Here is a 22,781-nt window from a genome sequence, read left to right as displayed (position 1 = left end):
CCGGGATGCGGTCGGGCCAGCTTCGGCCCGACCGCCACCGATCAAAATGGCGCGGTGGCGCCGACCGTGTCGGCGGAGACGGCGTCCCGGGTGCCGAGCGGCTTCGCCCGCCCGGTGGTGGTATCGCGCAGCGTCTGCCGCTCGATCTCCGAATTCAGCTCGGCGCCGAACATGATGACGATCGCCGACATCCACATCCACGTCATCAGGCCGATCGCCGCGCCCAGCGAGCCGTAGGTCGCGTTGTAATTGGCGAATTCCGAGAGATACCAGGACAGCAGGGCAGAGCCCGCGATCCAGAGAATCGCGGCAATCACGGCGCCGAGGCTCAGCCATTGCCAGCGCGGCGCATCGCGGCTCGGCGCGAAGCGATAGAGGATGGCGAGTGCGACCAGCAGGATGATGAACAGCAGCGGCCATCGTGCCAGCGCCACGATCAGCTTGCTTTCGGGCGCCATGCCGAGATGATTGAGCGCAAGCGGGAAGGCGACGACGGCTCCCACCATCAACAGCAGCGCCACGATGCCGCCAACGGTGAAGGCCAGCGAGACCATGTTCAGCCGGATGAAGCTGCGCTTCTCGCGCTCCTCATAGGCGACGTTGAGGGCGTCGAAGATCGCCTTGACGCCGGCATTGGCGCTCCAGATCGCAAGCAGCAGGCCGACCAGGAAGGTGACGCCGAGCGTCGCATTGCCGTTCGACACCACGCGCGCGACCTGCTCCTCGACGATCTGGAACGAGCCCTCGGGCAGCATGGTCGCAAGCGTGTGCAGATTGGCGCTGATCGTGGCGGGATCGGCGAACAGGGCATAGGAGGAGACGAGCGCGGTGACTGCGGGGAAGAGTGCGAGCAGCCCGAAGAAGACGACGCCGCCCGCGGTCGCGAGCAGGCGATCCTCGTCGATGCGCTGATAGGTCCGCCAGAAAATGTCCTTCCAGCCCGCCCAGGGGATCTCGAACGGGCTTTTCGCCCGGCGGCCGCGGCCCGGCTGCATCGCCGCACCGGCCGGGTGAGTTTCCGGGGAATTCGCTTCGCCCTTGCGGTGGTCTTGCGGAGGCCCCGGCCTCGCCAGGCCGGAATCCTGAAAGTAGCGCTCCGCCGTCAGCACGAACACGGCCGTTGCCGCCACCAGCAACCAGGAGTCGATCTGATCGGAGCGCCGCGCCAGCATCACGCCTCCAGACTGTGCCTGTTGCGTCGCCGCCGGGCGGCAGTCAGCCCGACCAGGCCGACCGCCGCGAGCATCAGGCCCAGCTGCACGGGACGGTTGGCGCGGGCCGGCCAGGTCTTGATGCTGCCGCGCTCGCCCGGTGCGAGCGGCGCGAGGGGAATCGTCGTTGCGACCTCCTTCACCGCCTCCTTGACCGTTCCACGCGGGATCCGGGGCGTGGCGACCGCCACGCGCAGACGGCTCGCGAGCGGCACGACCGGCTTGGCCTTGCGTTTCATTTGGGCCATAGCCACCCCGGCACAGACCGCAGCCAGCACCAGCAGCACTGCGGCGACGGCGCCAAATCCCCAGAACTGCCCGTAGGTGATCCCGACCCAGCGGTACAAGGCGATCAGGCCAACGAAAAATGCCGCGACAACGAACAGGCCGGCGACCGCGAACAGCCCGCCGGCCACGGCGTAGGATGTCACCTTGCCGGTTGCCTGGCTGGTCTGGTCGCGCAGATAGGATTGAGCAGCGCGTTTGACGTGATTGAGCTTGAGCGCCATCCCGGCGCGCAGCAATTCGCCCGATGGCGCGAGCATGCGGACATCCTCCAAGGACTAGAAAATTCGTCGGGGGATGAACGTGGCGATATTTGACTTGTTCCGACGGAGCGTGATCGGCCGCGATGAATCAGCCGAGATCGGCGGCTGCGATCCAGAACACCTCGCCCTCGGAATCTTCGGTGTCCAGCCAGAGCAGCGGCAGTTCCGGGAAAGCCGCGTCGACCAGCTCGCGGCCGCGGCCAATCTCGCAAATCAGCCCGCCATCCGCCGTCAGGTGGTCGGGCGCATCGCGCAGGATCCGGCGCACCACGTCGAGACCGTCGGCGCCACCATCGAAGGCGAGCTTCGGCTCGGCGCGGCATTCCGGCGGCAACGCCGCCATGCCCTCAGCGTCGACGTAGGGCGGGTTGGTGATGATCAGGTCGTATCTGTTGTCGCCGAGCGGGGCGAAAAGGTCGCCGCGATACAGGCTGATGCGGTCCTCGAGCTCGTATTCGCCGACATTGCGTGCCGCGACCTCGAGTGCGCCCTTGGAGATGTCGACGGCGTCGATATTGGCGTTCGGGAAATGATGCGCGGCGAGGATCGCAAGGCATCCCGAGCCCGTGCAGAGATCGAGCACGCGCTCGACCGCCGTCGGGTCGTCAATCAGCGATCCGGCCTCGCCGTCGGCGCCGAAATGCGACTCCAGGAGCTCGCCGATGAAGGAGCGCGGAACGATGACGCGCTCGTCGACATAGAACGAGAGGCCGCGCATGTAGATCTTGTTGACGAGATAGGCGGCCGGTTTGCGCGTCGTGACGCGCTGATGGATGAGATCGAGGAGGGTCTTGCCTTCCGCGGCGCTGACGCGCGCGTTGGCGAAGATCTCGAACTGGTCGGGATTGAGATGCAGCGCCTCGCAGACCAGGAACGCGGCTTCAGAGACGGGGTCGGTCGTGCCGTGGGCAAAGGCGAGCTTCGCCTCGACGAAGCGGCTCACCGCGTAGCGGACGAAGTCGAGCAGCGTGAGAAGCTCGCCGGGTCCCACCTTCGCGAGGTCAGGCGCGGCGCGGCCGCGCGCGGTCTTTTTCGTTGGCTTAGCCATCAGGATTTGGTCCAGCGTGCGGCGGCTTCGTCGTCACGGGCATGGGCCTCGACCCAGTCGGTGCCGGTAGCGCTCTCTTCCTTCTTCCAGAACGGCGCGCTGGTCTTGAGATAGTCCATCAGGAACTCGGCGGCCTCGAACGACGCCTGTCGGTGCTGCGAGGCGGCCACCACCAGCACGATGTTCTGGCCCGGCATCAAGCGGCCGACGCGGTGGATCACCGTGATGCCGTTGAGCGGCCAGCGCGAGACGGCCTCGTCGGCGTGGCGCCTGATCTCTTCCTCCGCCATGCCGGGGTAATGTTCGAGCGTCAGCGCAGCGACCTTGGCGCTGTCCTCGTCGGCGCGGCAGATGCCGGAAAATGTCACCACAGCGCCGATATCGGTCCGGCTGCTCGTCAGGACCGAGATCTCGCGCGCGATGTCGAAATCGTCTTCCTGGATACGGATGGTGACGGGGCAGGTCATGAGGCTAGCCGCCGGTCATGGGCGGGAAGAACGCGATCTCGCGGGCGCCTGCGATGGCGGTGTCCTGCTTGACGTGAGCGCGGTCGATCGCGGCGCGGATCACCTTCGGCTTCTCGAACGCGTGCGCATAGGCTTCGCTCTGGCCGGAGAGCCAGGCGATCAGCTCCTCGACGGTGCGCACGCTCGCGGGAGGCTCGATCGTCTCTTCGGCCTTGCCGACGCGCTCGCGTACCCAGGCGAAATACTTCACCTTCATCCCTCGTCCTCCTTGATGAGGTGATGGATGCCGGCGCGGAAATAGTCGTAGCCGGTGTACATGGTGAGGATCGCCGAAGCCCACAGCAGTGCGAGCCCAATCATCGAGACCACCGGCACCACCTGATCGCCGGCTGGGCCGGCGATCAGGAAGCCGATCGCAACCAGCTGGACCGTGGTTTTCCACTTCGCAAGCTTGGTCACGGGCACGCTGACGCGGAGCGCAGCCAGATATTCGCGGAGGCCCGAGACCAGGATCTCGCGGCACAGGATCACGATGGCGGCCCATAGCGACCAGCCGTGAATGATGCCGTCCGCGGCCAGCATTAATAGGCACGATGCGACCAGCAGCTTGTCGGCGATCGGATCGAGCATGCGGCCGAAAGCCGATTGCTGATTCCAGATCCGCGCGTAATAGCCATCGAGGTAATCCGTCACCCCCGCGGCGATGAAAAGGGCGACCGCGAGCCAGCGCAGCCAGAGCGGCTGATCCAGAATCGACTGCGCATAGATGCATCCGACCACGACCGGGATCGCGGCGATCCGGCCATAGGTCAGGATGTTGGGGAGGGACATCGCGCGGCTGGTCGTCCCTCGTGTGGTGGCGATGTTCATCCGTCCTACCAATACCGCTGCTGCCTGAACGTCAACCGTCCCGCGCCCCAAATGAGGTGCGGACACGACGATCATATGACTGCGGTCCCCCTTTAGTTCATCCCGGTTGGGGATGGAAATATTCGAAAATCCTGCGCGCGCTCTCGGCGCTCACCCCCGGAACCTTGCCGAGATCGGCGATCGAGGCCCGTTCGATCTCCTTCAGGGTTCCGAAATGGTGCAGCAAGGCACGTTTGCGTGACGGGCCGATGCCCGGAATCTCCTGCAAACCAGCCTCGCGGATGTCCTTCTTGCGCAGCTTGCGGTGCGAGCCGATGACGAAGCGGTGGGCTTCGTCGCGCAGGCGCTGGATGAAATAGAGCACGGGATCACGCGGCTCCAGCTTGATCGCCTCGCGCTCCGGCATGAACAGGGTCTCGCGGCCGGCATCCCGGTCCGGTCCCTTGGCGACCGACATCAGCGACACCTGGGTCAGGCCGAGATTGGCGAAGATCTCGCGCACGGCATTGAGCTGGCCGCGGCCGCCGTCGATGATCACGAGGTCGGGCCATTGCGGGAAATCGTCGTCCTTGGCCTTGCTGGCGGCGTCCTCGGGCGGATTGATCAGGCGCTTGAAGCGGCGCTCCAGCACTTCGCGCATCATGGCGAAGTCGTCGCCGGGCGTGATCCCTTCCGACTTGATGTTGAACTTGCGGTACTGGTTCTTCACGAAGCCATCTGGGCCCGCGACGATCATGGCGCCGACCGCGTTGGTGCCCTGGATGTGACTGTTGTCGTAGACCTCGATGCGCTTGGGCACGTGCGGCAGGCTCAGCGTCGCGGCCATGGCCTCGAGCAGCCGGCTTTGCGTCGCGGTGTCCGCGAGCTTGCGGCCGAGCGCCTCGCGCGCATTGGTCAGCGCGTGGGCGACCAGCTCCTTCTTCTCGCCGCGTTTGGGCGCGGTGACCTCGACCTTGTGGCCAGCCTTGATCGATAGCGCGTTGGCGAGCAGCTCGCTCTCCTCGATCTCGTGCGAGAGCAGGATGTTCCTCGGCGGCGGCTTGTCGTCGTAGAACTGCGCCAGGAAGGACCCCAGCACCTCCTCCGGCGTAAAGCTCTTCTCCGCGCGCGGAAAATAGGCGCGGTTGCCCCAGTTCTGTCCGGTGCGAAAGAAGAACACCTCGACGCAGGAGAAGCCACCCTCCTGGTGGATGGCGAACACGTCGGCTTCCTCCACCGTGCGCGGATTGATGCCCTGCTGCGACTGGATCGCCGACAGCGCGGCGAGGCGGTCGCGGTACAGTGCGGCGCGCTCGAATTCCAGCTCGTTCGAGGCCTTCTCCATCTCGCCGGCGAGTTCCTGCTTCACCGCATGGCTCTTGCCGGAGAGGAAGTCGCTGGCCTCGCGCACCAGCGTCGAATAGCCGCCGAAATCGATCTCCCGGGTGCAGGGTCCGGCGCAGCGGCGGATCTGGTGGAGCAGGCAGGGCCGGGTGCGGCTCTCGAAGAAGGAATCGGTGCAGGAGCGGATCAAAAACGCGCGCTGCAGCGCCGTGATGGTGCGGTTGACCGCGCCGGCGGAGGCGAAGGGGCCGAAATAGCGGCCGGGCCGGGTCTGCGCCCCGCGATGTTTGAGGATCTGCGGCGCCCAATGGTCGCCGGTGATCAGGATGTAGGGGAACGACTTGTCGTCGCGAAGCTGCACATTGAAGCGGGGCCGCAGCTGCTTGATGAGGTTGGCTTCCAGCAGCAGCGCCTCGGTCTCGGTGGTGGTCGAGACGATCTCCACCGTGACGGTGGCCGCGATCATGCGCAGGATGCGGGCCGGCAGCGGCGCGCTCTGGCGCGCATAACTGGCCAGGCGCTTTTTGACGTTCTTGGCCTTGCCAACATAGAGCACGTCGGCGTTCGCATTGAGCATGCGGTAGACGCCGGGGGAGGTCGGTGCGAGGCGGACCGCGCGCTCGATCGCCTCGTGACCGGTCGCGAGCGGGCCTTCGCCGACGGCGCCGCTCTCTTCCAGGATGTCCGGCAGCAGGGCATCGTCCTCGTCGTCGCCCCCTGCCGCCGCGGGATCGACGTCCGGCCCGGCCAGCCGCTCGGGCGGCGTGTCGATCGCTTGAGCCGGCGGCGCCTTGCGCGCGCGGTCGTCCGGATTGTCGGGGGAATCGTGAACCATGGGACGAATTTAGGCGCTGGGGGGACTGATTTGAAGTTCCGGCCATGCGGCACGCACAGCGGATGGCGCCCAGTTTCCGGTAACGCTTCCTTAAGTCTGTTAAGCGGGCGGTAACCCGGCTTAACAGCCCTTTAACTTAAAACTCTCGATAAATCCTACGCGAAAAGTTCTTGGTTCCGTAACCATGCGGTTTTGCTCGTGCGGCGGCGCGGGCATCGCTCGGGTTGCGACAGTGGCGTTGGAGTGAGTGATGAAGAGGCTCGTTGTGGGCGCGGCCGCGTTGGTTGCAGCCGGCTGGACAGCTTCGGCAGAGGCCGCCGATCTCCAATACGGGCAGCGTGCGCCCTATACCGTCAATCAGCCGCTCAATGCCTATAGCTGGGCGGGTCCCTATCTCGGCGGCAATATCGGCTACGAATGGGGCTCGGTCGACAACAACCCCACCAAGCCGTCCGGCTTCGTCGCCGGTGTGCAGGCCGGCTACAATTTCCAGAACGGCCCGTGGGTGTTCGGCGTCGAGGGCGACATCCAGGCCGCCGGCGCCGACGACACGTTCGCGCCGTGGAAGTTCTCCAATCCGTGGTTCGGCACCCTGCGCGGCCGCGCCGGCTATGCGTTCAACAACGTGCTGTTCTACGGCACTGCCGGTCTCGCCTTCGGCGAGCTGCGGGCGCAGACCTTCGGCTGGTCTGAGTCGCACACCACCGCCGGCTGGACCATCGGCGCCGGTGCGGAAGTCGGCCTCGCGCCGAACTGGAGCGCCAAGCTCGAATATCTCTACATCGATCTCTCGACCAGCCAGTTCGCAATCACGGGCGTGTCAAACGGCTATAGCGCCAACGTTGTCCGCGCAGGCGTGAACTATCGCTTCTGACATCCAAAGAAGAAAATACCGGACCAGCCTCCCGGCCGCTCGCGGCCGGGATTTTTTTCGCCAGGCTTGCTAGGAGAGGATCACCAGATTGACCGCCTTCGGTCCCTTCCCCTTCTTGTCCGGTTCGACTTCGAAAGTAATACGCTGTCCTTCGGCAAGGTCCTTCAGTCCCGCCCGCTCCACAGCAGTGATGTGAACGAAGACATCGCGACCGCCGTCGTCAGGCTTGATGAAGCCGTAGCCGCGCTCGCCGTTGAAGAACTTGACCGTTCCCGTCATGGCCATCGGGAAACTCCCCCTCATTGCTCCTCCGTCGCGACGCAGACTCACGTCGCGACATGACCGGGCCTTACGGAGCCCGGGAGCTGGCCATCCTTGGACGGACCTGATCGGTCCGGCGGGATCTTTCTTAGGGCCTTCACTCCGCCGCAACCATTCGCGGAAGCGGAACGTAAAGCCAGTCACGGAAATAGCATAATACGGTTCTTTGCAGATTGACTACCGGTCCTGCATATTTTTCCCAAGAATGCCGGAGTGTTACGGCTTGGCGTTACGGCTTGGCGTCAATGCTTGGCGTCAAGGCTTGGGCACCTCCAGCCGGAATCTGGCAGCACCGCCCTGGCCGAGCGGTATTTCCAGCTCCGGCAGAATGGTCTTGAGCTCGCCGTGCAGCGTGTAGGGCGGGTTGACGATCAAGAGACCGGTGGAGGTGAGGGCGGCGCTGTCGGCTTGCGGCGCGACGCTGAATTCGAGGCGCAGGCATTTTCCGGGCGGCTTTGCTGCAGCTGCGAGCCGCGCCACGGTTTGTGCCAGCGTGTCGGTGGCGCGCCGGTTCTTGGCGGGATACCAGATTACGTAGATACCGGTCGGCCATTTCGCGAACGCTGCCGAGAAGGCTTCGCCGAGCCGCTCGAACTCGTCCTTGGCCTCGAAGGGCGGATCGATCAGCACGAGGCCACGCCGCTCCTTCGGCGGCACGAAGGCCGGCAGCGCCACCCAGCCGTCGAGATCGACCACGCGGGCCTGCTCGTCGCGGCGCAGCGCGTCGATCAGCGCTTTCCGGGCCTTCGGCTCGAGCTCGCAGGCGACGAGCCGGTCCTGCGGCCTGAGCAGGCCGCGTGCGATCAACGGCGAGCCCGGATAGGCCTTGAGCTCCCCCTTTGGGTTGAAGGCGCGGACGATGTCGAGATAAGGCTTCGTCAGCGCTGCGCTCTCGTTCGACAGGCGTGCCTGCAGCAGCCGCGCGATGCCGGTCAGCCATTCGCCGCCGCGGCGCGCCTCTTCGCTGTCGAGATCGTAGAGGCCGGCGCCGGCATGGGTGTCGATGACGCGGAACGCTGCCGGCTTGTCCTGCAGATAAGTAAGGATGCGCGCCAGCACGATGTGCTTGATGACATCGGCGAAGCTGCCGGCGTGGAAGGCGTGGCGGTAGTTCATGGCAAGAGCACTACGCCACGCGATGGCTTGAGCAAAGAGGCACGATCACGTGTCCCGGACGCGGTGCAGCGTGTAACGCTGCGCCGCTGAGCCGGGACCCAGCTCTTCGCGAAAGGCCCCGGATCAGCAGCACACCACGCCGCTGTTCGCGGCGCATTGCGCTGCATCCGGGGCACGAGAGCGTGCCTACCCGCCCCTGATCGGCGGCATCGTCACCTGGTCGCGGCGGCAGGCGCGGCGCTCGATCTCATCGCAGGCGCGGAATTGCAGGTCCTTGCTGAGGCAGATGCGGACCTCTGACAGCCGTGTCCGGTTGCAGGTGACCGAGACGGCGGCACTGCCGAGACCCGGATTGGCCTTGATGAAGGCCTCCTCGACCTCCGCCGGCGCGACGGTCTTGGCCTGCGCCAGATCGAGATATTCGGGCGGGATCTTGATCGCAGCGCGCGCCTTGCGGATCATCTCGAAATAGCCGCGGCCCTCGAGCCCGGAGCAGGTGCCGTGCTTGTCCCATTCGTTGAAGATCAGGCCCGGCGCTGGCATCAGGTCGAGCATCGAGGAAACGATATTGCGGTTCAGCCGCGGCGCCGGCCGCTGGCAATATTCGGGGAAGCCGTTTTCATATTGCGGCCACAGCCCATGCACCACGAAGGCGTAGGGCCGTCCGCTGCATTGCATCTGGGACCGTCCGCCGCGTTCGGCGGCCTCCTCGCAGAACGAGGGCGACCACGATAGCGCCAGCACATAGAAGTCGAACTCGCCGGGTGCGTTCTGCCGCTTGTCCTGCGCCTTCGCACCGCCGGCGAGGCTGGCCAACCCCGCAGCAAGAGTGAGCGAGATCATCAAACGGGACAACGAACGCAATCTGAAGTGAAACATGGCGACGCCCCTCAACTAGACTGTGCACACACAGCCTAGCAGGCGATGGGAACATTTCAAGAACAAAATTGGGGCGGCAGTCATCGGCTGGCTGATCAGCCCGAATCCGCCGCTGTTGGGATCAGGGCTTGGCGGCGCGGCAGGCCGGATTGTAGGCCCAGTTGCGATCCACCCCGACGACGCACCATTCGACACCGTTGCCGTAGGAGGCAAAGCCGCCATCCTCGATGATCGAGAAATGCACCTTGCGCGCCTTGCCGTCATTGAGCATGGCCTCGCCGGTGCAATAGCGCCGCGGAATGTTGTCGGACTGCCAGGGCCGGAACGCGGTCTCGCGAACGGCGGAGAAACCGGTGATCTGCAACGAAGAATTCCAGAACGTGTATTCCTTTTCGGCGAACTCGTGCACGATCCTCGGCAGAGCCCAGTCGCAAGGGGCGACGGCACCGTCATAGCGCGGCCCGCTCAGCCAGAAATTCAGCTCCAGCGGGTTGGCGGCCCTGGCCTCGCCGAGCGACAGCGCTCCGAACATGAGGCCGAGCACGGCAGCAAAGCGGAGCGATTTCTGGGAGGGGGCGGGCATGGTCAATCCGGACAGCTAAGGTCTTGCGAAGGTCCGGACGGTGCCGCGAAGGTTGGGGGAGGTCAAGTGCAGCGCGGCAACACTTCGCAAGGACTTGACCAAGTGTCGCGGCCAACAGGGGTTCGGTTCTTTTCAGGTGCCTCCCGGCACCGTAAACTGGCGCCAGCCAATTGGAGTGACGGGAATGCGAATCATTGCGGCCGCGGGCCTTCTTGCCAGCCTGGTTGTCTCGGGCATGATGGCGAGCCAGTCGGCGCGCGCCGATTACGTGCCGCCGTTCAAGGGCAACGACACCGGCGGCATCATCGCCTATTCGATGGCGACCCGGGTCGATGCGCGCCAGGTCGCGGTCGATCACTGCGCCCGCTACGGCAAGGTCGCGAAATTCCTGGCCGTGCAGGGCTATGAGGGCGGCTACATCTCGTTCTCGTGCCGCTGGGTGCCCTATGGCGCCGCCGACCGGCCGATCCGCACGCTGTACTGAGCGCTGTCGCAAGGCCGTACTTCTCTCAGCCGGGAGCTTTCCTCATGACGCGCAAACTCGCTTTGCTCGGCTCGATGCTTTGCCTCGCATTGTCAGCGAGCAGCGCCGGCGCCGACGAACTGCCGCTGCGCAAGGCCGGTCTTTGGGAGATGAAGCTGGTCACATCAGGCTCGCCCGTGCCCGAGATGATCATGCAGCACTGCACCGACGAGACCGTCGACAAGGAGATGAGCAACAACGTCTCCCCGATGGCCAAGCAGGTCTGCGCCAAGCAGGAGATCAAGAAGACCGCGACCGGCTATGTCAGCGATTCCGAGTGCAGCGTCGCCGGCGTCAGCACGACCTCGCATGCCGAGATCACCGGAGACTTCAACTCGGCCTACACGGTGAAGACCACTTCGCACGCCAAAGGTGGCGTTGCCGGTGCCGCCGGGCGCGACAGCACCACGACGCTGCAGGCCAAGTGGCTCGGGGCCTGCAAGCCGGATCAGAAGCCCGGTGACATCGTCATGCCCGGCGGCTTCAAGATGAACACGCGCGACATGGACAAGCTGAAGGCGCTGCTGCCGAAGTAGGTGTGCTCGCCGCGCGGCCGGTGCGCTCCCTCGCCCCGTTCTTACGGGGAGAGGGTGGGGGTGAGGGGCTCTCTCACACGTGAGATGGATGAGAGACCTGTACCCCCTCACCCGGATCGCAAGAGCGATCCGACCTCTCCCCGCAAGCGGGAGAGGTGGAGTAAGCCACCTACACCGGTATCCGCACGCTCGCCCTCAATCCCCCCATCGGGCTGTCACCCAGCGTGATGTCGCCGCCGTGCGAGCGGGCGATGTCGCGGGCGATCGCGAGGCCAAGGCCGGTGCCGCCTTCATCCTGGTTGCGGGCGTTGTCCAGCCGCAGGAACGGCTTGAACACCTCTTCGCGCAGGTGGGCGGGAATGCCCGGGCCGTCGTCATCGACGGTGACGGTCAAATAACGGTGATCGCGCTGGCCGGTGATGGCGATGTTCTTGCCGTAGCGCGCTGCGTTGGTGACGAGGTTGGCGAGGCAGCGCTTGAACGAGGCCGGCTTCACCGTCACCACGGGCAGGCCGTTGAAGGCGACGGTCGCGGTATGGCCGTGGCGCTCGGCATCGCTGCGCAGCTCTTCGAGTGCCTGCGCCATGTCGGTCGGCTGCGACTGCTCGCCGGAATCGCCGCGCGCGAAGGCGAGGTAATCCTCCAGCATCATCGACATCTCGTCGACGTCCTTGCGCATGCCTTCGAGCTCGGGGCTGTCGCCGATCAGTGCCAGCTCGAGCTTGAAGCGGGTCAGGATGGTGCGCAGATCGTGACTGACGCCGGCGAGCATCGCGGTGCGCTGCTCCATCGTGCGCTCGATGCGCGACTTCATCTCCAGGAAGGCGACCGCCGCGCGCCGCACCTCGCGCGCGCCGCGCGGTCTGAAGTTCGGCGCCTCGCGGCCCTTGCCGAAGCTTTCTGCGGCGTCGGCAAGCCGCAGGATCGGCTTGATCTGGTTGCGCAGGAACAGCACCGCGACGATCAACAGGATCGAGGACGTGCCGACCATCCAGAACAGGAAGATCTCCGAGTTCGATGCATAGGCGGCGCTGCGCTGCGCGAACACGCGCATCACGGCGTCGTCGAGCTGGATGCGGATCTCGACCAGGTTGGAGCGGCCGACCGTGTCGATCCAGAACGAGCGGCCGATCTGGCGGCCGAGCTGCACCGACAGCGTCTGGTCGAGCAGCGAGAAGAACGGCTTTGGTCCCGGCGGCGGCATGTCGCCGGCAGGCAGGAAATCGACCACCAGGCCGAGCCGCTGCTGCGCGATGCGGCGGATCTCGTTGCGGTCCTTGTCCTGCGGATAGCCCTTGTAGACGTCGATCAGTGCGGCGATGTCCTGCACCACTGCGGCCGACAGGCGGCGCGTCACCGTGTTCCAGTGCCGCTCCATGAACACGAAGGCGACGACCGATTGCAGGATCACCATCGGCACGATCATGATGAGGAGCGCGCGGGCGTAGAGGCCGGTCGGCATCCAGCCCTTGAACGCGTTGCCCATCCAGCCGTTCGCGGCCGAGACGCGGCCGGCGGCGCTCTTCAGCAGCGTCAGGCCGGTATCGATCGTGCTCATCTGGCGCGCTTCACTGCGGTTCAGGGCGAGGCCACCAGGCGGTAGCCGATGCCGCGCACCGCCTGCAGGAACAGCGGATTGGCGGGATCGGTCTCGATCTTGCGCCGGAGGCGGTTGATCTGCACGTCGACGGCGCGCTCGTTGACGCTGCCATTGCCGGTCAGCGCGCTGCGCGGCACAGTCTCGCCCGGCGTCTCCGCGAGAATCCTCAGCATCTCGCGCTCGCGGTCGGTGAGGTGGATGACCTCCTCGCCCTGGCGCAATTCGCCGCGTTCGAGATGGTAGACATAGGGGCCGAAGGCGATCTTCTCGAGCGTCGTGGCCTGCGGCGGCGGCGCGGCGCGCTTGAGAATGTTGTTGATGCGCAGCGCCAGCTCGCGCGGCTCGAACGGTTTTGCGACGTAATCGTCGGCGCCGATCTGCAGGCCCTCGATGCGGGCTTCCGCCTCGTGGCGCGCCGTCAGCATCACGATCGGCACCGAGGACGAGGTGCGGATGAAGCGGGCGAGGTCGAAGCCGGTCTCGCCGGGCATCATGACGTCGAGGATCAGGAGATCGAAATGCAGGCCCATCAGCTTCGAGCGCGCATCGCCGGCGCTCGCCGCGGTGGTGACGCGGTAGCCTTCACTTGCAAGAAAGCGCGAGAGCAGGTCGCGGATGCGGCGGTCGTCATCGACCAGCAAGAGATGCGGGGCATCGTCGGCCGGTTGCACCGGCGGGCGCGCGAGCGTGGCTGCGAGCGGCACGGTCACTCCTTGGCGTCTTGTTTGACGGAAGCGAAGATCGTCTCCAGCACCTTGTCCGGATCGTCGCGGTCGATCATCGCGCGCAGGAAGCGCTTGACCGTCTCGGCATCCTGCGGACCCATCTCCGCGAGCGCCCTGGTGATCCGCGTGGTCTGCAGCCCGGCGAGCTTCTGCACCAGCGCCTCGCCCTTCGGCGTCGCGTAGAGCAGCCGCTGGCGACGGTCATTGTCGCCGGTCTTCTGCACGATATAGCCCTCGTCCAGGAGCTGCTTCAGCACCCGGCCGAGCGACTGTTTGGTGATGCGCAGGACGTCGAGCAGGTCGGCGACCTTGAGCCCGGGATAGCGGTAGACGAAATGCATGACCCGGTGATGGGCCCGGCCGAAGCCGAACGCCTCCAGCTCCTGGTCGGGATCGCCGACGAAATCGCGATAGGCGAAGAACAGCAGCTCGATGATATCCCAGCGCAAATTGCCTCCATCGCCTGCGGCCGGCCGGGGCGCGGCAGCGTCTTGAGAAGGAGTCGCGAAATTTATGTCAGGCATATTGACGTATCTTGGGTTCAATGTTACAAAACGATCGACCCGCACGAAATTTTAGATCGTTTCGCGCCGGGTGGCATCGGAGCAGGACGGCCGGAGAGAGCCGGACAGGTGGCGACGGCCGAAGCAGATCTACCGTGCAATTGTCGAGCGGCATTTCGGCAAAACATACTGGACTTCCGCCTTCCGCAAAAGCATGTCCTCGATGACATGCTGGCTGCGGAAACCGGCCGTAACATGGCTGGCGGCGGTCCAGCCAGAAACCAATCAAGCCAGCCGGGCCCGAGCGGGCAGGCGGGCGCGAGAAATAGCGCCGCCACCGGCAGCGGGAGGCAAGGACATGAGCATGACATTCGACATCCAGCCCGCATCCAATCCGACGCCCGAGAAGGACCGCGTCGCCAAGCTGGTGGATCCCGGCTTCGGGCGGATCTTCACCGATCACATGGCAATCGTCCGCTACAACCAGGCCAAGGGCGGCTGGTACGAGGCGAAAATCGAGGCGCGCGCCAACTTCCAGCTCGATCCCGCCGGCGCGGTTCTGCACTACGCCCAGGAGATCTTCGAAGGCTTGAAGGCCTACAAGCGCGACGACGGCGGGGTGAACCTGTTCCGTCCCGACGCCAATGCGCGCCGCTTCAAGGACTCGGCCGATCGCATGGCGATGGCGCAGCTGCCCGAAGACGTCTTCATCGAGGCGGTCGAGCAGGTCGTGCGCATCGACCGCGCCTGGATGCCGGGCGGCGAGGGCAGCCTTTACTTGCGCCCGTTCATGATCGCGAGCGAGACCTTCCTCGGCGTCAAGCCATCGTCCGAATACATCTTTGCGGTGATCGCCTCGCCGGTCGGCTCCTACTTCAAGGGCGGGCCCGCGCCGGTCTCGATCTGGGTGTCGGAGAACTACACGCGCGCCGCGATCGGCGGCACCGGCGCGGTCAAATGCGGCGGCAATTATGCCGCGAGCCTGCGCGCCCAGGCCGAAGCGATTCAGCACGGCTGCGACCAGGTCGTCTTCCTTGACGCGGTCGAGCGCCGCTACATCGAGGAGCTCGGCGGCATGAACGTGTTCTTCGTGTTCGACGACGGCTCGCTGTCGACGCCGCCGCTCGGCACCATCCTGCCCGGCATCACCCGCGACTCCATCATCACGCTCGCCCGCGACGCCCGGCAAGACGGTGCGCGAAGAACCCTATACGCTCGAGCAGTGGCGCAAGGACGCGGCCTCAGGCAGGCTGAAGGAAGCCTTCGCCTGCGGCACCGCCGCCGTGATCTCGCCGATCGGCAAGGTGCGCTCGGTCAGCGGCGATTTCGACATCTCAGGCGGCGCCGCCGGCCCCGTCGCCATGGGCCTGCGCAAGCAGCTCGTCGACATCCAGTACGGCCGCACCAACGATCCCCACAACTGGATCCGCAAGGTGTTTTGATCACCCTCCAGGGGAGGGTAAAAAGCGCAACGTTTGTGGCTTATTGCGCACTGAACGTGCTGCTGCCGACGTGCGACAAAGCCAGGACACAACAAGCGTTCCGGACATCGCGATCATGGCAACAAAGCTCTCCCAACCCATGAAATGGGTCGTTCTCGCCGCCATCACCGGCGTTTGCGTTTTCGGCATCCTGACCATCGGCCCGACCCACGAGGTCGCAGCGCAAGACCGCTCGCCGATCGTCGACGTACGCACCACCGACCCCGAGATGAACACCGCGATCGCTCGCGCCCGCGGCTCGCTGCCGACCTTCTGGGCCTCCTATGAATCGCCCAAGCCGTCCGAGTCTGGTCACGCTCTGAAGGTGCGCTTTACGACCCGCAAGGGCGGGGAGCACATCTGGATCGGTGAGGTGAAGAAGCTGCCCGACGGGACCTTGACCGGCGTCTTCGCCAACGAGCCGCGCGATCTGCCGGGCAAGCGAGCCGGCGATAAGGTCAAGTTCGCGGAGGCCGACATCTCGGACTGGATGTTCATGCGCAACGGCAAGATCGTCGGCGGCGAGACCATTAAGCCGACGCTGAAGTCCCTGCCGAAGGCGGACGCCGATGCCCTGAGGGCGCGGATGGAGCAGCCGTAAAACTCTCTCCTTCTCCGCTCTTAACCACACACTCCGTCATGCCCGGGCTTGTCCCGGGCATCCACGTCTTTGGCGCCCCATCGCGGCGCGTGGATGGCCGGGACAAGCCCGGCCATGACGAGTTCTGCGGATAGGCCGGTTGCCGCCTTGCGCCCCGGCTGGTAAACGCCGCGCATGGCCGAGAAACCTAAAAAACCCCAGAAACTGAAGGCGCGCCTGCCGCGCGGGCTCGAGGATCGCGACCCTGCCGCGATCCGGGCGACGCGCGAGATGGTCGAGAAGATCCGCGCCGTCTACGAGCTCTACGGTTTCGAGCCGGTGGAGACGCCGGCGATGGAATATACCGACGCGCTCGGCAAATTCCTGCCGGATCAAGATCGTCCGAACGAGGGCGTGTTCTCGTTCCAGGACGACGACGAGCAATGGATCAGCCTGCGCTACGATCTGACCGCGCCGCTCGCCCGCTACGTCGGTGAGCGCTACGGTACAGATGGTCTGGTGCTGCCCTATCGCAGCTATCGCGTTGGCTACGTCTTCCGCAACGAGAAGCCCGGCCCCGGCCGCTTCCGCCAGTTCATGCAGTTCGATGCCGACACGGTCGGCTCGGCGACGCCAGCGGCGGACGCCGAGATCTGCATGATGGCGGCGGACACGATGGAGGCGCTCGGGATCGCGCGCGGCCAGTACCTGGTGAAGGTGAACAATCGCAAGGTGCTCGACGGCGTTCTGGAAGCCATTGGCCTCGCGGGTGAGGAAAATGCGGCGCGCCGACTGACCGTGCTGCGCGCGATCGACAAGCTCGACAAGTTTTCCGCGGATGAAGTGCGCAAGCTGCTCGGTCCCGGACGCTGGGATGGCGGCGAGGAAGGCAAGGGCGACTTCACCAAAGGCGCCAATTTGAGCGCGGCGGAAGCCGATGTTGTTCTCGCCATCACCAAGCCGCGCGAGGATTGGAAAGAAGCAATTGCCGCGGCAGAAACCTATCTCGCCAAGAGCGAAGTCGGTCAGACCGGCGTCAGCGAGCTGGAAGAGATTGCAAAACTGGTCACGGCCTCGGGCTATGGTGCGGATCGCATCAAGATCGATCCCTCGGTCGTGCGCGGCCTCGAATATTACACCGGCCCCGTCTACGAGGTCGAACTCCTGCTCGACACCAAGGACGAGAAGGGCCGCCCGGTGCGCTTCGGCTCGGTCGGCGGCGGCGGGCGCTATGACGGCCTGGTCTCGCGCTTCCGCGGCGAGCTGGTGCCGGCAACCGGATTCTCGATCGGCGTGTCGCGGCTGCAGGCGGCGCTGACGCTGCTCGGCAAGCTCGACACGCGGCCCGAATTCGGCCCCGTCGTCGTCACCGTGTTCGACCGCGACCGCGTCGCCGACTACCAGAAGATGGTCGCGAGCTTGCGAGGTGCGGGCATCCGTGCCGAGCTCTATCTCGGCAATCCCAAGAACATGGGCAACCAGCTCAAATACGCTGATCGCCGCAACTCACCTTGCGTCATCATCCAGGGCTCGGATGAAAAGGCGCGCGGCGAAGTGCAGGTCAAGGACCTGATTGAAGGCGCCAAGGCGGCCGCAGCGATCGCCTCCAACCAGGAATGGCGCGAGACCCGGCCGGCGCAGTTCTCGTGCAGCGAGGCCGATCTCGTGGTCAAGGTGCGCGAAGTCCTGGCCCGCCATGACGTGAGCTGGGGCTAGCTATTCGCCTCGATCGTCATGCGCGGGCTTGACCCGCGCATCCATCTTCAAAATGATGGATTGCCGGGTCAAGCCCGGCAATGACGAGTGGAAGATGAACGCGCAGCAGGGAGAGAACAATGCCTGAGATCACCATCAGCATGGCCGAAGGCCGTACCGACGAGCAGAAGGCCGGCATGATGCGCGACATCACCCAGGCGCTGGTGAAGAATCTCGGCGTCGATGCCGATGCCGTCGTCATCCAGATCAACGAAGCCCCGCTCCGTCACAAGATGAAGGGCGGCAAGACCTTCGTGGAGCGCGCGGCGGCGGCGAAGAAGTAGCCATCGCCGTTGCGGCAAGCGCCGCTGTCGTCCCGGACAAGCGTCAGCGCAGATCCGGGAGCCATAACCACAGGAAGTGGTTTGTGGAATGAAGCGGTCACTCCGAGTCCCCGCAACCACGACGTCCTGTGATTATGGGTCCCGGATCGGCGCGCGCGGCGCGCTTGTCCGGGACGACACTGAGTTTGAGGTCCCCATGGACGCACGCGACTTCATCACAACAGGCATGAGCGCCGAGCGCACGCTGGTGGTCCCGGTGGAGCGCACCGTCGGGCATTTCGTGTCAGGCATGCCTTTTGTCTACGCGACGCCGATGATGATTCTGGAGATGGAGATGACATCGGGCGATGCGATCCGCTCAGCGCTTCAGCCGGGCTGGGTCACTGTCGGCACCGAGGTCGACATCCGCCATCTTGCCGCCGCGCTCGTCGGCGCGACCGTGCGGACCACCGCAAAGGTGGTCGCGGTCGAGCGCCGGGTCATCCGCTTCGACGTCGAGGCATTCGAGGGCACGCGCAAGCTCGGCGAAGGCCGCCACGCGCGCGGGCTCGTCAATGTCGAGATGTTCAACAAGCGGTTGGCCGCGGGCACGACGCCGTAGGGTGGTCAAAGGCGCAAAGCGCCGTGCCCACCATCTCTCCTCAGACTCGTATGAAGGTGGTGGGCACGCTTCGCTTTGCCCACCCTACGCAGCTTCTACTTCGCCAATTCCTTCGACCGCTGCGTGGCCGCTGCGATGGCGCGGAGCATGAGTTCGCGCAGGCCCGGCTCGCCCATCAGCACACTGAGCGCTGCGGCCGTGGTGCCGCCGGGCGAGGTGACGTTCTGGCGCAGGGTGCTCGACGGCAGCTCCGACCGGTGCAGCAGTTCGCCGGAGCCGGCGACGGTCTCGCGGGCGAGCTTGGTCGCCAGCGCTTCGGGCAATCCCGCTTCAACGCCGGCGCGGGCGAGCTCTTCGGCGAGCAGGAACACATAGGCCGGGCCCGAGCCGGACACGGCGGTGACCGCGTCCATCAATCCTTCGTCCTCGACCCATTCGACCGAGCCGGTGGCGCGCAGCAGCGCATCGGCCACCGCGCGCTGCGCGGCGCTGACGTCGTTCGCGGCAACAGCGACGGTGATGCCGCGGCCGATCGCGGCCGGCGTGTTCGGCATCGCGCGCACCACGGCGCCGCCACAGACCTCCTGGAGCGTGGCGATCGTGGTGCCCGCCATGATCGAGACCACCGACGTCTTGTCCGAGACGAACGGTTTCAGCTTGGCGCCGGCCTCGCGGAACATCTGCGGCTTCACCGCCACGACCAGCGTTTCGACAGCGCCGGCGGTGCTCGCATCAGGATTGAGCACGACGCCCTTGGCGGCCAGCGCGGAGATCTCGGGCGCAATGTGCGGCTCGATCACCGCGACGCGGCGCGGATCGAGCCCGCCCGAAAGCCATCCGGTCAGCATCGCGCCGCCCATCTTGCCGGCGCCGGCGAGCAGGATGGTGCCGGTGATGTTTTGGAGGGTGCTGCTGTTAGCCACTGTGGTCACCACAAATTCGGTGTCGTCCCGGCGAAGGCCGGGACCCATAACCACAGGCGGTTCTAGTGGATCGAGGTGTTGGCAACAAGCCGCGTGCCACAAGCGACATCACGCGGTATGGATCCCGGATCGGCGCGCGCTTTGGGCGCGCTTGTCCGGGATGACGTGGGGAGGGAGCTGCCGCCCTCGCGCCTTGGTAGGCCCTACGCCTCGCCCACCGTATCGAACATTGCCGCGTCCATCGCCTCCGCGGTGGTCTTGCCGGCCCACACCACGAACTGGAACGCGGGGAAGTAGCGCTCGCAGGCATGAATGGCGCCGGCGAGCATGACCTCGCATTGCGCCGGCGAGGCGGTGAGGCCGCCCGGCAGCACCAGGGCCTGACGGTGCATCACCATGCCGGTGTTGGTCCACAGGTCGAAATGGCCGACCCACAGCTGTTCGTTGACGGCGGCAACGAGCCGCTGCACCTCGCCGCGGCGCGCGGGCGGAATCTTCATGTCGAAGGCGCAGGCCAGATGCAGCGCCTCGATCTCGCCCATCCAGGTGAAGGAGAGCTGGTAGTCGGTCCATTGTCCCTTGGAGACAATCGTGAGCTCGTCCTCGCCGGAGCGTTCGAACGGCCAGTTGTTGCTGGCGGCGATGTCCTCGACCACCGCGAGCGGATGGTTTCTGGAATCGATAGTGCCTTCGAGCAGGGACATGCCGTCTCGACCTCTTGCCTTCTTGTTGTCTTTGATACGCACGCGGTTGGGCCCGGCGCGCACTCCCTAAACGTCGCTGCGGCGTCCCTCGGATCGGCCTTTGCAATCCCCTCGGAGTCGCTGTTGCGATCCCTCGGATCAGCGCGGGCCTGTCGCGGATCAAGTGATGTGATTTGCGGAATCTGCGCAACGGGGTCGCGAGTCCGTCCACAAGCCAGGACTCGTTCGTCCACAGCTCATCTCCGCCACAATTCTTAACGGACGAGAACAAACCGGAATCGGCTTCGGCAAAAAAGCACGCCGCAAATTCCGTGGGGCGAGGGCCGAATCGCCGCCGCGGCATGGCACCATGCACTTGGCCCATGCGGAACACGCTTGCCGCGACTGCCCGGCGGCGGCATATTGCCTGATAGGCCGTTCATCCCGGACGGCCGATGTTCTCAGGGCGGGGTGAAAGTCCCCACCGGCGGTAAGGGCCGACAGGCCCAAGCCCGCGAGCGCCTTCCGCAAGGGTTTATCCCGAACGGAAGGGTCAGCAGATTCGGTGCAACTCCGAAGCCGACGGTTAAAGTCCGGATGAAAGAGAACGGTCGCTGGCAGACGCATCGAGACGATGCGGCTGTTTGTCGTTCCGTGTGCCCTGATTCTGGTCCTTAAACCGAGGAAAGCCATGAATCAGATGCTGCAAGACCCCCAAACCGAAACGTCCCAAACGCCGCCGCCGGTTCCCGTGGATCCGGCCTCTGCGCATCCGCGTTTCGCCAAGCCGCAGAGGGTGGCCTTCGTGCAGGCCTGCTGGCACCGCGACGTGGTCGCGGAAGCCCGCATCGCCTTCATGAAGGAGGCAGAAGCCCGCCACCTCACCCATGTCGACGTGTTCGAGGTACCGGGCTCGTTCGAGATCCCGCTGCACGCGCAGGTCCTCGCCAAGACGCGGCGCTACACCGCGATCGTCGCGGCCGGTCTCGTCGTCGACGGCGGCATCTACCGCCACGAATTCGTCGCCGACACCGTGATCAAGGCGCTGATGGACGTGCAGCTGCGCACGGAGGTGCCGGTGTTCTCGGCCGTGCTGACGCCGCAGCAATTCCACGAGACCGAGGTGCACTACGATTTCTTCCGCAAGCACTTTGCGATCAAGGGCGTCGAGGTCGCGACCGCCTGCGCGGAGACGTTGCACGGCCTGGAGCGCCTGCGCGGCCAAGTCGCGGCGGGGATCGTGGGGTAGGCAGTGGTCATTCCGGGGCGCGCGTAGCGCGAGCCCGGGATCCATTGATCGACACGGATGGCGGCAAGATGGATTCCGGGTTCGGCGCTGACGCGCCGCCCCGGAATGACGATCCTCAAGGATCAATCGAACAGGCTCGACACCGATTCTTCCGCCGCCGTGCGCGCGATCGCATCCGAGATCAGGCTGGCGATCGGCAGGGTGCGGATGTTCGGCGCCTTGGTCACCGCGTCGGTCGGCAGGATCGAATCGGTGATCACCAGCTCCTTCAGCCTGGAGCCGGCGATGCGCGCCGCCGCGCCGCCGGAGAGCACGCCGTGGGTGATGTAGGCGTAGACGTCCTTGGCGCCCTTGGCGAGCAGCGCATCGGCCGCGTTCACCAGCGTGCCGCCGGAATCGACGATGTCGTCGACGAGGATGCAGGTGTGGCCGGAGACGTCGCCGATCACGTTCATGACCTCGGACTCGCCCGGCCGCTCGCGGCGCTTGTCGACGATCGCGAGCGGGGTGTTGATGCGCTTGGCGAGGCCGCGCGCGCGGGCGACGCCGCCGACGTCGGGCGAGACCACCATCGTCTTGGTCAGGTCGAACTTGTCCTTGATGTCGCGCACCATCAGCGGCGCGGCGAACAGGTTGTCGGTCGGAATGTCGAAGAAGCCCTGGATCTGGCCGGCATGCAGGTCGAGCGTCATGACGCGGTCGACGCCGGCCTGCGTGATCATGTTGGCGACGAGCTTGGCCGAGATCGGCGTGCGAGAGCCTGACTTACGGTCCTGCCTTGCGTAGCCGAAATAGGGCAGCACCGCGGTGATGCGGCGCGCCGAGGAGCGGCGCAGCGCGTCGGTGATGATCAGCAATTCCATCAGATGGTCGTTGGCGGGGAACGAGGTCGACTGAATGACGAAGGCATCCGAGCCGCGGACGTTCTCCTGGATCTCGACGAAGATCTCCATATCGGCGAAGCGCCGTACCACCGCCTTGGTCAGCGGCAGGTCGAGCCCTTGCGCGATCGCCTGGGCGAGGGCCGGATTGGAGTTGCCGGCGACGAGCTTGATGGAGCCGTTTTTGGCCGACATGGACGCTTCCTCCCGCGCTTTGCTGGATACGACCTTCAACATCTGAGAATACCCGCTGGCAGCACGGTTACGACGGGCGAGGAAATATCAGGCGGAAGGCCGCAATGGCAACCCGGGATGCTACGTTTTCCCTTTGAAAATCCTGAGTCGGGCCAACGGCTTGGCCGCAAGTTGAGGCCGTGGTTTA

General features: G+C 65.4%; 25 protein-coding genes, 1 pseudogene and 1 riboswitch. Of the genes and pseudogenes, 9 read left to right on the top strand and 17 right to left on the bottom strand.

Features of this window, described 5'->3' with window-relative positions; all coding sequences use genetic code 11:
• Positions 1-41: 41 nt before the first annotated feature.
• The 7 genes from ABIA40_RS26515 to uvrC form a co-directional block, all read right to left on the bottom strand.
• Complete coding sequence (locus ABIA40_RS26515; RefSeq protein ID WP_157286517.1) at positions 42-1,172, bottom strand: YihY/virulence factor BrkB family protein; 1,131 nt, start codon at positions 1,170-1,172, stop codon at positions 42-44.
• Positions 1,172-1,756 (bottom strand): phage holin family protein, encoded by a 585-nt coding sequence (locus ABIA40_RS26510; RefSeq protein ID WP_404544022.1) that lies wholly within the window; start codon positions 1,754-1,756, stop codon positions 1,172-1,174. The genes ABIA40_RS26515 and ABIA40_RS26510 overlap by 1 nt, the downstream gene beginning before the upstream one ends.
• Positions 1,757-1,847: 91 nt before the next feature.
• Complete coding sequence (prmB, locus tag ABIA40_RS26505) at positions 1,848-2,807, bottom strand: 50S ribosomal protein L3 N(5)-glutamine methyltransferase (protein WP_404544020.1); 960 nt, start codon at positions 2,805-2,807, stop codon at positions 1,848-1,850.
• Positions 2,807-3,274, bottom strand: coding sequence for a molybdenum cofactor biosynthesis protein MoaE (locus ABIA40_RS26500; RefSeq protein WP_404544017.1), 468 nt, complete (start codon positions 3,272-3,274; stop codon positions 2,807-2,809). The genes prmB and ABIA40_RS26500 overlap by 1 nt, the downstream gene beginning before the upstream one ends.
• Before the next feature lie 4 nt (positions 3,275-3,278).
• A complete protein-coding gene (moaD, locus tag ABIA40_RS26495; protein ID WP_271539059.1) occupies positions 3,279-3,530 on the bottom strand; it encodes a molybdopterin converting factor subunit 1 in 252 nt (83 codons plus the stop codon).
• On the bottom strand, positions 3,527-4,144 hold the full coding sequence (gene pgsA, locus ABIA40_RS26490) for a CDP-diacylglycerol--glycerol-3-phosphate 3-phosphatidyltransferase (protein ID WP_036009286.1): 618 nt from the start codon (positions 4,142-4,144) through the stop codon (positions 3,527-3,529). Before pgsA ends, moaD begins: the two co-directional genes overlap by 4 nt.
• A 97-nt stretch (positions 4,145-4,241) precedes the next feature.
• Positions 4,242-6,302, bottom strand: coding sequence for an excinuclease ABC subunit UvrC (uvrC, locus tag ABIA40_RS26485; protein WP_157286521.1), 2,061 nt, complete (start codon positions 6,300-6,302; stop codon positions 4,242-4,244).
• Positions 6,303-6,552: 250 nt separating this feature from the next.
• Here uvrC and ABIA40_RS26480 point away from each other — a divergent pair, with 250 nt between their 5' ends.
• Positions 6,553-7,176: an outer membrane protein gene (locus ABIA40_RS26480; RefSeq protein ID WP_225186194.1), complete on the top strand. Its 624-nt coding sequence runs from the start codon at positions 6,553-6,555 to the stop codon at positions 7,174-7,176.
• A 69-nt stretch (positions 7,177-7,245) separates the two neighbouring features.
• On the opposite strand, the gene ABIA40_RS26475 is transcribed toward ABIA40_RS26480, so the two are convergent.
• From ABIA40_RS26475 to ABIA40_RS26460, 4 genes are all read right to left on the bottom strand, one after another.
• On the bottom strand, positions 7,246-7,461 hold the full coding sequence (locus ABIA40_RS26475; protein WP_008544396.1) for a cold-shock protein: 216 nt from the start codon (positions 7,459-7,461) through the stop codon (positions 7,246-7,248).
• Positions 7,462-7,752: 291 nt separating this feature from the next.
• Positions 7,753-8,613 (bottom strand): 23S rRNA (adenine(2030)-N(6))-methyltransferase RlmJ, encoded by an 861-nt coding sequence (locus tag ABIA40_RS26470; RefSeq protein ID WP_404544014.1) that lies wholly within the window; start codon positions 8,611-8,613, stop codon positions 7,753-7,755.
• Positions 8,614-8,799: 186 nt separating this feature from the next.
• On the bottom strand, positions 8,800-9,492 hold the full coding sequence (locus ABIA40_RS26465) for a ribonuclease T (protein WP_404544012.1): 693 nt from the start codon (positions 9,490-9,492) through the stop codon (positions 8,800-8,802).
• Between the two features lie 121 nt (positions 9,493-9,613).
• Entirely contained in the window at positions 9,614-10,024 is a 411-nt protein-coding gene (locus ABIA40_RS26460) for a hypothetical protein (RefSeq protein WP_246732434.1), read from the bottom strand.
• 235 nt (positions 10,025-10,259) lie between these two features.
• Between ABIA40_RS26460 and ABIA40_RS26455 the strand changes: the two genes are divergently transcribed.
• Both ABIA40_RS26455 and ABIA40_RS26450 read left to right on the top strand, forming a co-directional pair.
• Positions 10,260-10,559: a hypothetical protein gene (locus tag ABIA40_RS26455; RefSeq protein ID WP_036027125.1), complete on the top strand. Its 300-nt coding sequence runs from the start codon at positions 10,260-10,262 to the stop codon at positions 10,557-10,559.
• A gap of 44 nt (positions 10,560-10,603) precedes the next feature.
• The gene (locus ABIA40_RS26450; RefSeq protein WP_404544010.1) at positions 10,604-11,134 is read left to right on the top strand and encodes a DUF3617 domain-containing protein; all 531 of its coding nucleotides are present in this window, start codon (positions 10,604-10,606) and stop codon (positions 11,132-11,134) included.
• A gap of 169 nt (positions 11,135-11,303) precedes the next feature.
• On the opposite strand, the gene ABIA40_RS26445 is transcribed toward ABIA40_RS26450, so the two are convergent.
• From ABIA40_RS26445 to ABIA40_RS26435, 3 genes are read right to left on the bottom strand one after another with little or no spacing between them, the layout of a single operon-like run.
• Entirely contained in the window at positions 11,304-12,692 is a 1,389-nt protein-coding gene (locus ABIA40_RS26445; RefSeq protein ID WP_025033840.1) for an ATP-binding protein, read from the bottom strand.
• 20 nt (positions 12,693-12,712) lie between these two features.
• Positions 12,713-13,444 (bottom strand): response regulator, encoded by a 732-nt coding sequence (locus ABIA40_RS26440; protein ID WP_036027131.1) that lies wholly within the window; start codon positions 13,442-13,444, stop codon positions 12,713-12,715.
• A complete protein-coding gene (locus ABIA40_RS26435) occupies positions 13,441-13,983 on the bottom strand; it encodes a MarR family winged helix-turn-helix transcriptional regulator (protein WP_057027673.1) in 543 nt (180 codons plus the stop codon). Before ABIA40_RS26435 ends, ABIA40_RS26440 begins: the two co-directional genes overlap by 4 nt.
• A gap of 337 nt (positions 13,984-14,320) precedes the next feature.
• Here ABIA40_RS26435 and ABIA40_RS26430 point away from each other — a divergent pair.
• The 5 genes and pseudogenes from ABIA40_RS26430 to ABIA40_RS26410 all read left to right on the top strand — a co-directional run bounded on the left by ABIA40_RS26430 (position 14,321) and on the right by ABIA40_RS26410 (position 18,663).
• Positions 14,321-15,404: pseudogene (locus ABIA40_RS26430) on the top strand (branched-chain amino acid aminotransferase).
• Positions 15,405-15,519: 115 nt separating this feature from the next.
• Entirely contained in the window at positions 15,520-16,044 is a 525-nt protein-coding gene (locus tag ABIA40_RS26425; RefSeq protein ID WP_275508021.1) for a YegJ family protein, read from the top strand.
• 174 nt (positions 16,045-16,218) lie between these two features.
• Entirely contained in the window at positions 16,219-17,739 is a 1,521-nt protein-coding gene (gene hisS, locus ABIA40_RS26420; RefSeq protein ID WP_404544006.1) for a histidine--tRNA ligase, read from the top strand.
• 119 nt (positions 17,740-17,858) lie between these two features.
• On the top strand, positions 17,859-18,062 hold the full coding sequence (locus ABIA40_RS26415; RefSeq protein ID WP_025033847.1) for a tautomerase family protein: 204 nt from the start codon (positions 17,859-17,861) through the stop codon (positions 18,060-18,062).
• A gap of 196 nt (positions 18,063-18,258) precedes the next feature.
• Positions 18,259-18,663, top strand: a complete 405-nt coding sequence (locus ABIA40_RS26410; protein ID WP_404544003.1) for a thioesterase family protein — start codon at positions 18,259-18,261, stop codon at positions 18,661-18,663.
• A gap of 95 nt (positions 18,664-18,758) precedes the next feature.
• Here ABIA40_RS26410 and proC read toward each other — a convergent pair whose 3' ends face one another.
• Complete coding sequence (gene proC / locus ABIA40_RS26405) at positions 18,759-19,634, bottom strand: pyrroline-5-carboxylate reductase (RefSeq protein WP_404544001.1); 876 nt, start codon at positions 19,632-19,634, stop codon at positions 18,759-18,761.
• A gap of 155 nt (positions 19,635-19,789) precedes the next feature.
• Entirely contained in the window at positions 19,790-20,290 is a 501-nt protein-coding gene (locus ABIA40_RS26400) for a YbjN domain-containing protein (RefSeq protein ID WP_275498573.1), read from the bottom strand.
• A gap of 432 nt (positions 20,291-20,722) precedes the next feature.
• A riboswitch (FMN riboswitch) is annotated at positions 20,723-20,882 on the top strand.
• A 78-nt stretch (positions 20,883-20,960) separates the two neighbouring features.
• Between ABIA40_RS26400 and ABIA40_RS26395 the strand changes: the two genes are divergently transcribed.
• Positions 20,961-21,518 (top strand): 6,7-dimethyl-8-ribityllumazine synthase, encoded by a 558-nt coding sequence (locus ABIA40_RS26395; protein ID WP_404543998.1) that lies wholly within the window; start codon positions 20,961-20,963, stop codon positions 21,516-21,518.
• A gap of 122 nt (positions 21,519-21,640) precedes the next feature.
• Here ABIA40_RS26395 and ABIA40_RS26390 read toward each other — a convergent pair whose 3' ends face one another.
• Positions 21,641-22,594, bottom strand: coding sequence for a ribose-phosphate pyrophosphokinase (locus ABIA40_RS26390; protein WP_036009398.1), 954 nt, complete (start codon positions 22,592-22,594; stop codon positions 21,641-21,643).
• Positions 22,595-22,781 lie beyond the last annotated feature (187 nt).

It is taken from the genome of Bradyrhizobium sp. USDA 223, from assembly GCF_044909005.1.
Taxonomy (GTDB): domain Bacteria; phylum Pseudomonadota; class Alphaproteobacteria; order Rhizobiales; family Xanthobacteraceae; genus Bradyrhizobium; species Bradyrhizobium yuanmingense.
This window is presented reverse-complemented; position numbering and strand designations above follow the sequence as displayed.

Coding starts and splice junctions, on each gene's coding strand:
- ABIA40_RS26515 (WP_157286517.1), bottom strand. CDS start 1,172: ATGCTGGCGCGGCGCTCCGATCAGATCGACTCCTGGTTGCTGGTGGCG.
- ABIA40_RS26510 (WP_404544022.1), bottom strand. CDS start 1,756: ATGCTCGCGCCATCGGGCGAATTGCTGCGCGCCGGGATGGCGCTCAAG.
- prmB (WP_404544020.1), bottom strand. CDS start 2,807: ATGGCTAAGCCAACGAAAAAGACCGCGCGCGGCCGCGCCGCGCCTGAC.
- ABIA40_RS26500 (WP_404544017.1), bottom strand. CDS start 3,274: ATGACCTGCCCCGTCACCATCCGTATCCAGGAAGACGATTTCGACATC.
- moaD (WP_271539059.1), bottom strand. CDS start 3,530: ATGAAGGTGAAGTATTTCGCCTGGGTACGCGAGCGCGTCGGCAAGGCC.
- pgsA (WP_036009286.1), bottom strand. CDS start 4,144: ATGAACATCGCCACCACACGAGGGACGACCAGCCGCGCGATGTCCCTC.
- uvrC (WP_157286521.1), bottom strand. CDS start 6,302: ATGGTTCACGATTCCCCCGACAATCCGGACGACCGCGCGCGCAAGGCG.
- ABIA40_RS26480 (WP_225186194.1), top strand. CDS start 6,553: ATGAAGAGGCTCGTTGTGGGCGCGGCCGCGTTGGTTGCAGCCGGCTGG.
- ABIA40_RS26475 (WP_008544396.1), bottom strand. CDS start 7,461: ATGGCCATGACGGGAACGGTCAAGTTCTTCAACGGCGAGCGCGGCTAC.
- ABIA40_RS26470 (WP_404544014.1), bottom strand. CDS start 8,613: ATGAACTACCGCCACGCCTTCCACGCCGGCAGCTTCGCCGATGTCATC.
- ABIA40_RS26465 (WP_404544012.1), bottom strand. CDS start 9,492: ATGTTTCACTTCAGATTGCGTTCGTTGTCCCGTTTGATGATCTCGCTC.
- ABIA40_RS26460 (WP_246732434.1), bottom strand. CDS start 10,024: ATGTTCGGAGCGCTGTCGCTCGGCGAGGCCAGGGCCGCCAACCCGCTG.
- ABIA40_RS26455 (WP_036027125.1), top strand. CDS start 10,260: ATGCGAATCATTGCGGCCGCGGGCCTTCTTGCCAGCCTGGTTGTCTCG.
- ABIA40_RS26450 (WP_404544010.1), top strand. CDS start 10,604: ATGACGCGCAAACTCGCTTTGCTCGGCTCGATGCTTTGCCTCGCATTG.
- ABIA40_RS26445 (WP_025033840.1), bottom strand. CDS start 12,692: ATGAGCACGATCGATACCGGCCTGACGCTGCTGAAGAGCGCCGCCGGC.
- ABIA40_RS26435 (WP_057027673.1), bottom strand. CDS start 13,983: ATGCCTGACATAAATTTCGCGACTCCTTCTCAAGACGCTGCCGCGCCC.
- ABIA40_RS26425 (WP_275508021.1), top strand. CDS start 15,520: ATGGCAACAAAGCTCTCCCAACCCATGAAATGGGTCGTTCTCGCCGCC.
- hisS (WP_404544006.1), top strand. CDS start 16,219: ATGGCCGAGAAACCTAAAAAACCCCAGAAACTGAAGGCGCGCCTGCCG.
- ABIA40_RS26415 (WP_025033847.1), top strand. CDS start 17,859: ATGCCTGAGATCACCATCAGCATGGCCGAAGGCCGTACCGACGAGCAG.
- ABIA40_RS26410 (WP_404544003.1), top strand. CDS start 18,259: ATGGACGCACGCGACTTCATCACAACAGGCATGAGCGCCGAGCGCACG.
- proC (WP_404544001.1), bottom strand. CDS start 19,634: ATGGGTCCCGGCCTTCGCCGGGACGACACCGAATTTGTGGTGACCACA.
- ABIA40_RS26400 (WP_275498573.1), bottom strand. CDS start 20,290: ATGTCCCTGCTCGAAGGCACTATCGATTCCAGAAACCATCCGCTCGCG.
- ABIA40_RS26395 (WP_404543998.1), top strand. CDS start 20,961: ATGAATCAGATGCTGCAAGACCCCCAAACCGAAACGTCCCAAACGCCG.
- ABIA40_RS26390 (WP_036009398.1), bottom strand. CDS start 22,594: ATGTCGGCCAAAAACGGCTCCATCAAGCTCGTCGCCGGCAACTCCAAT.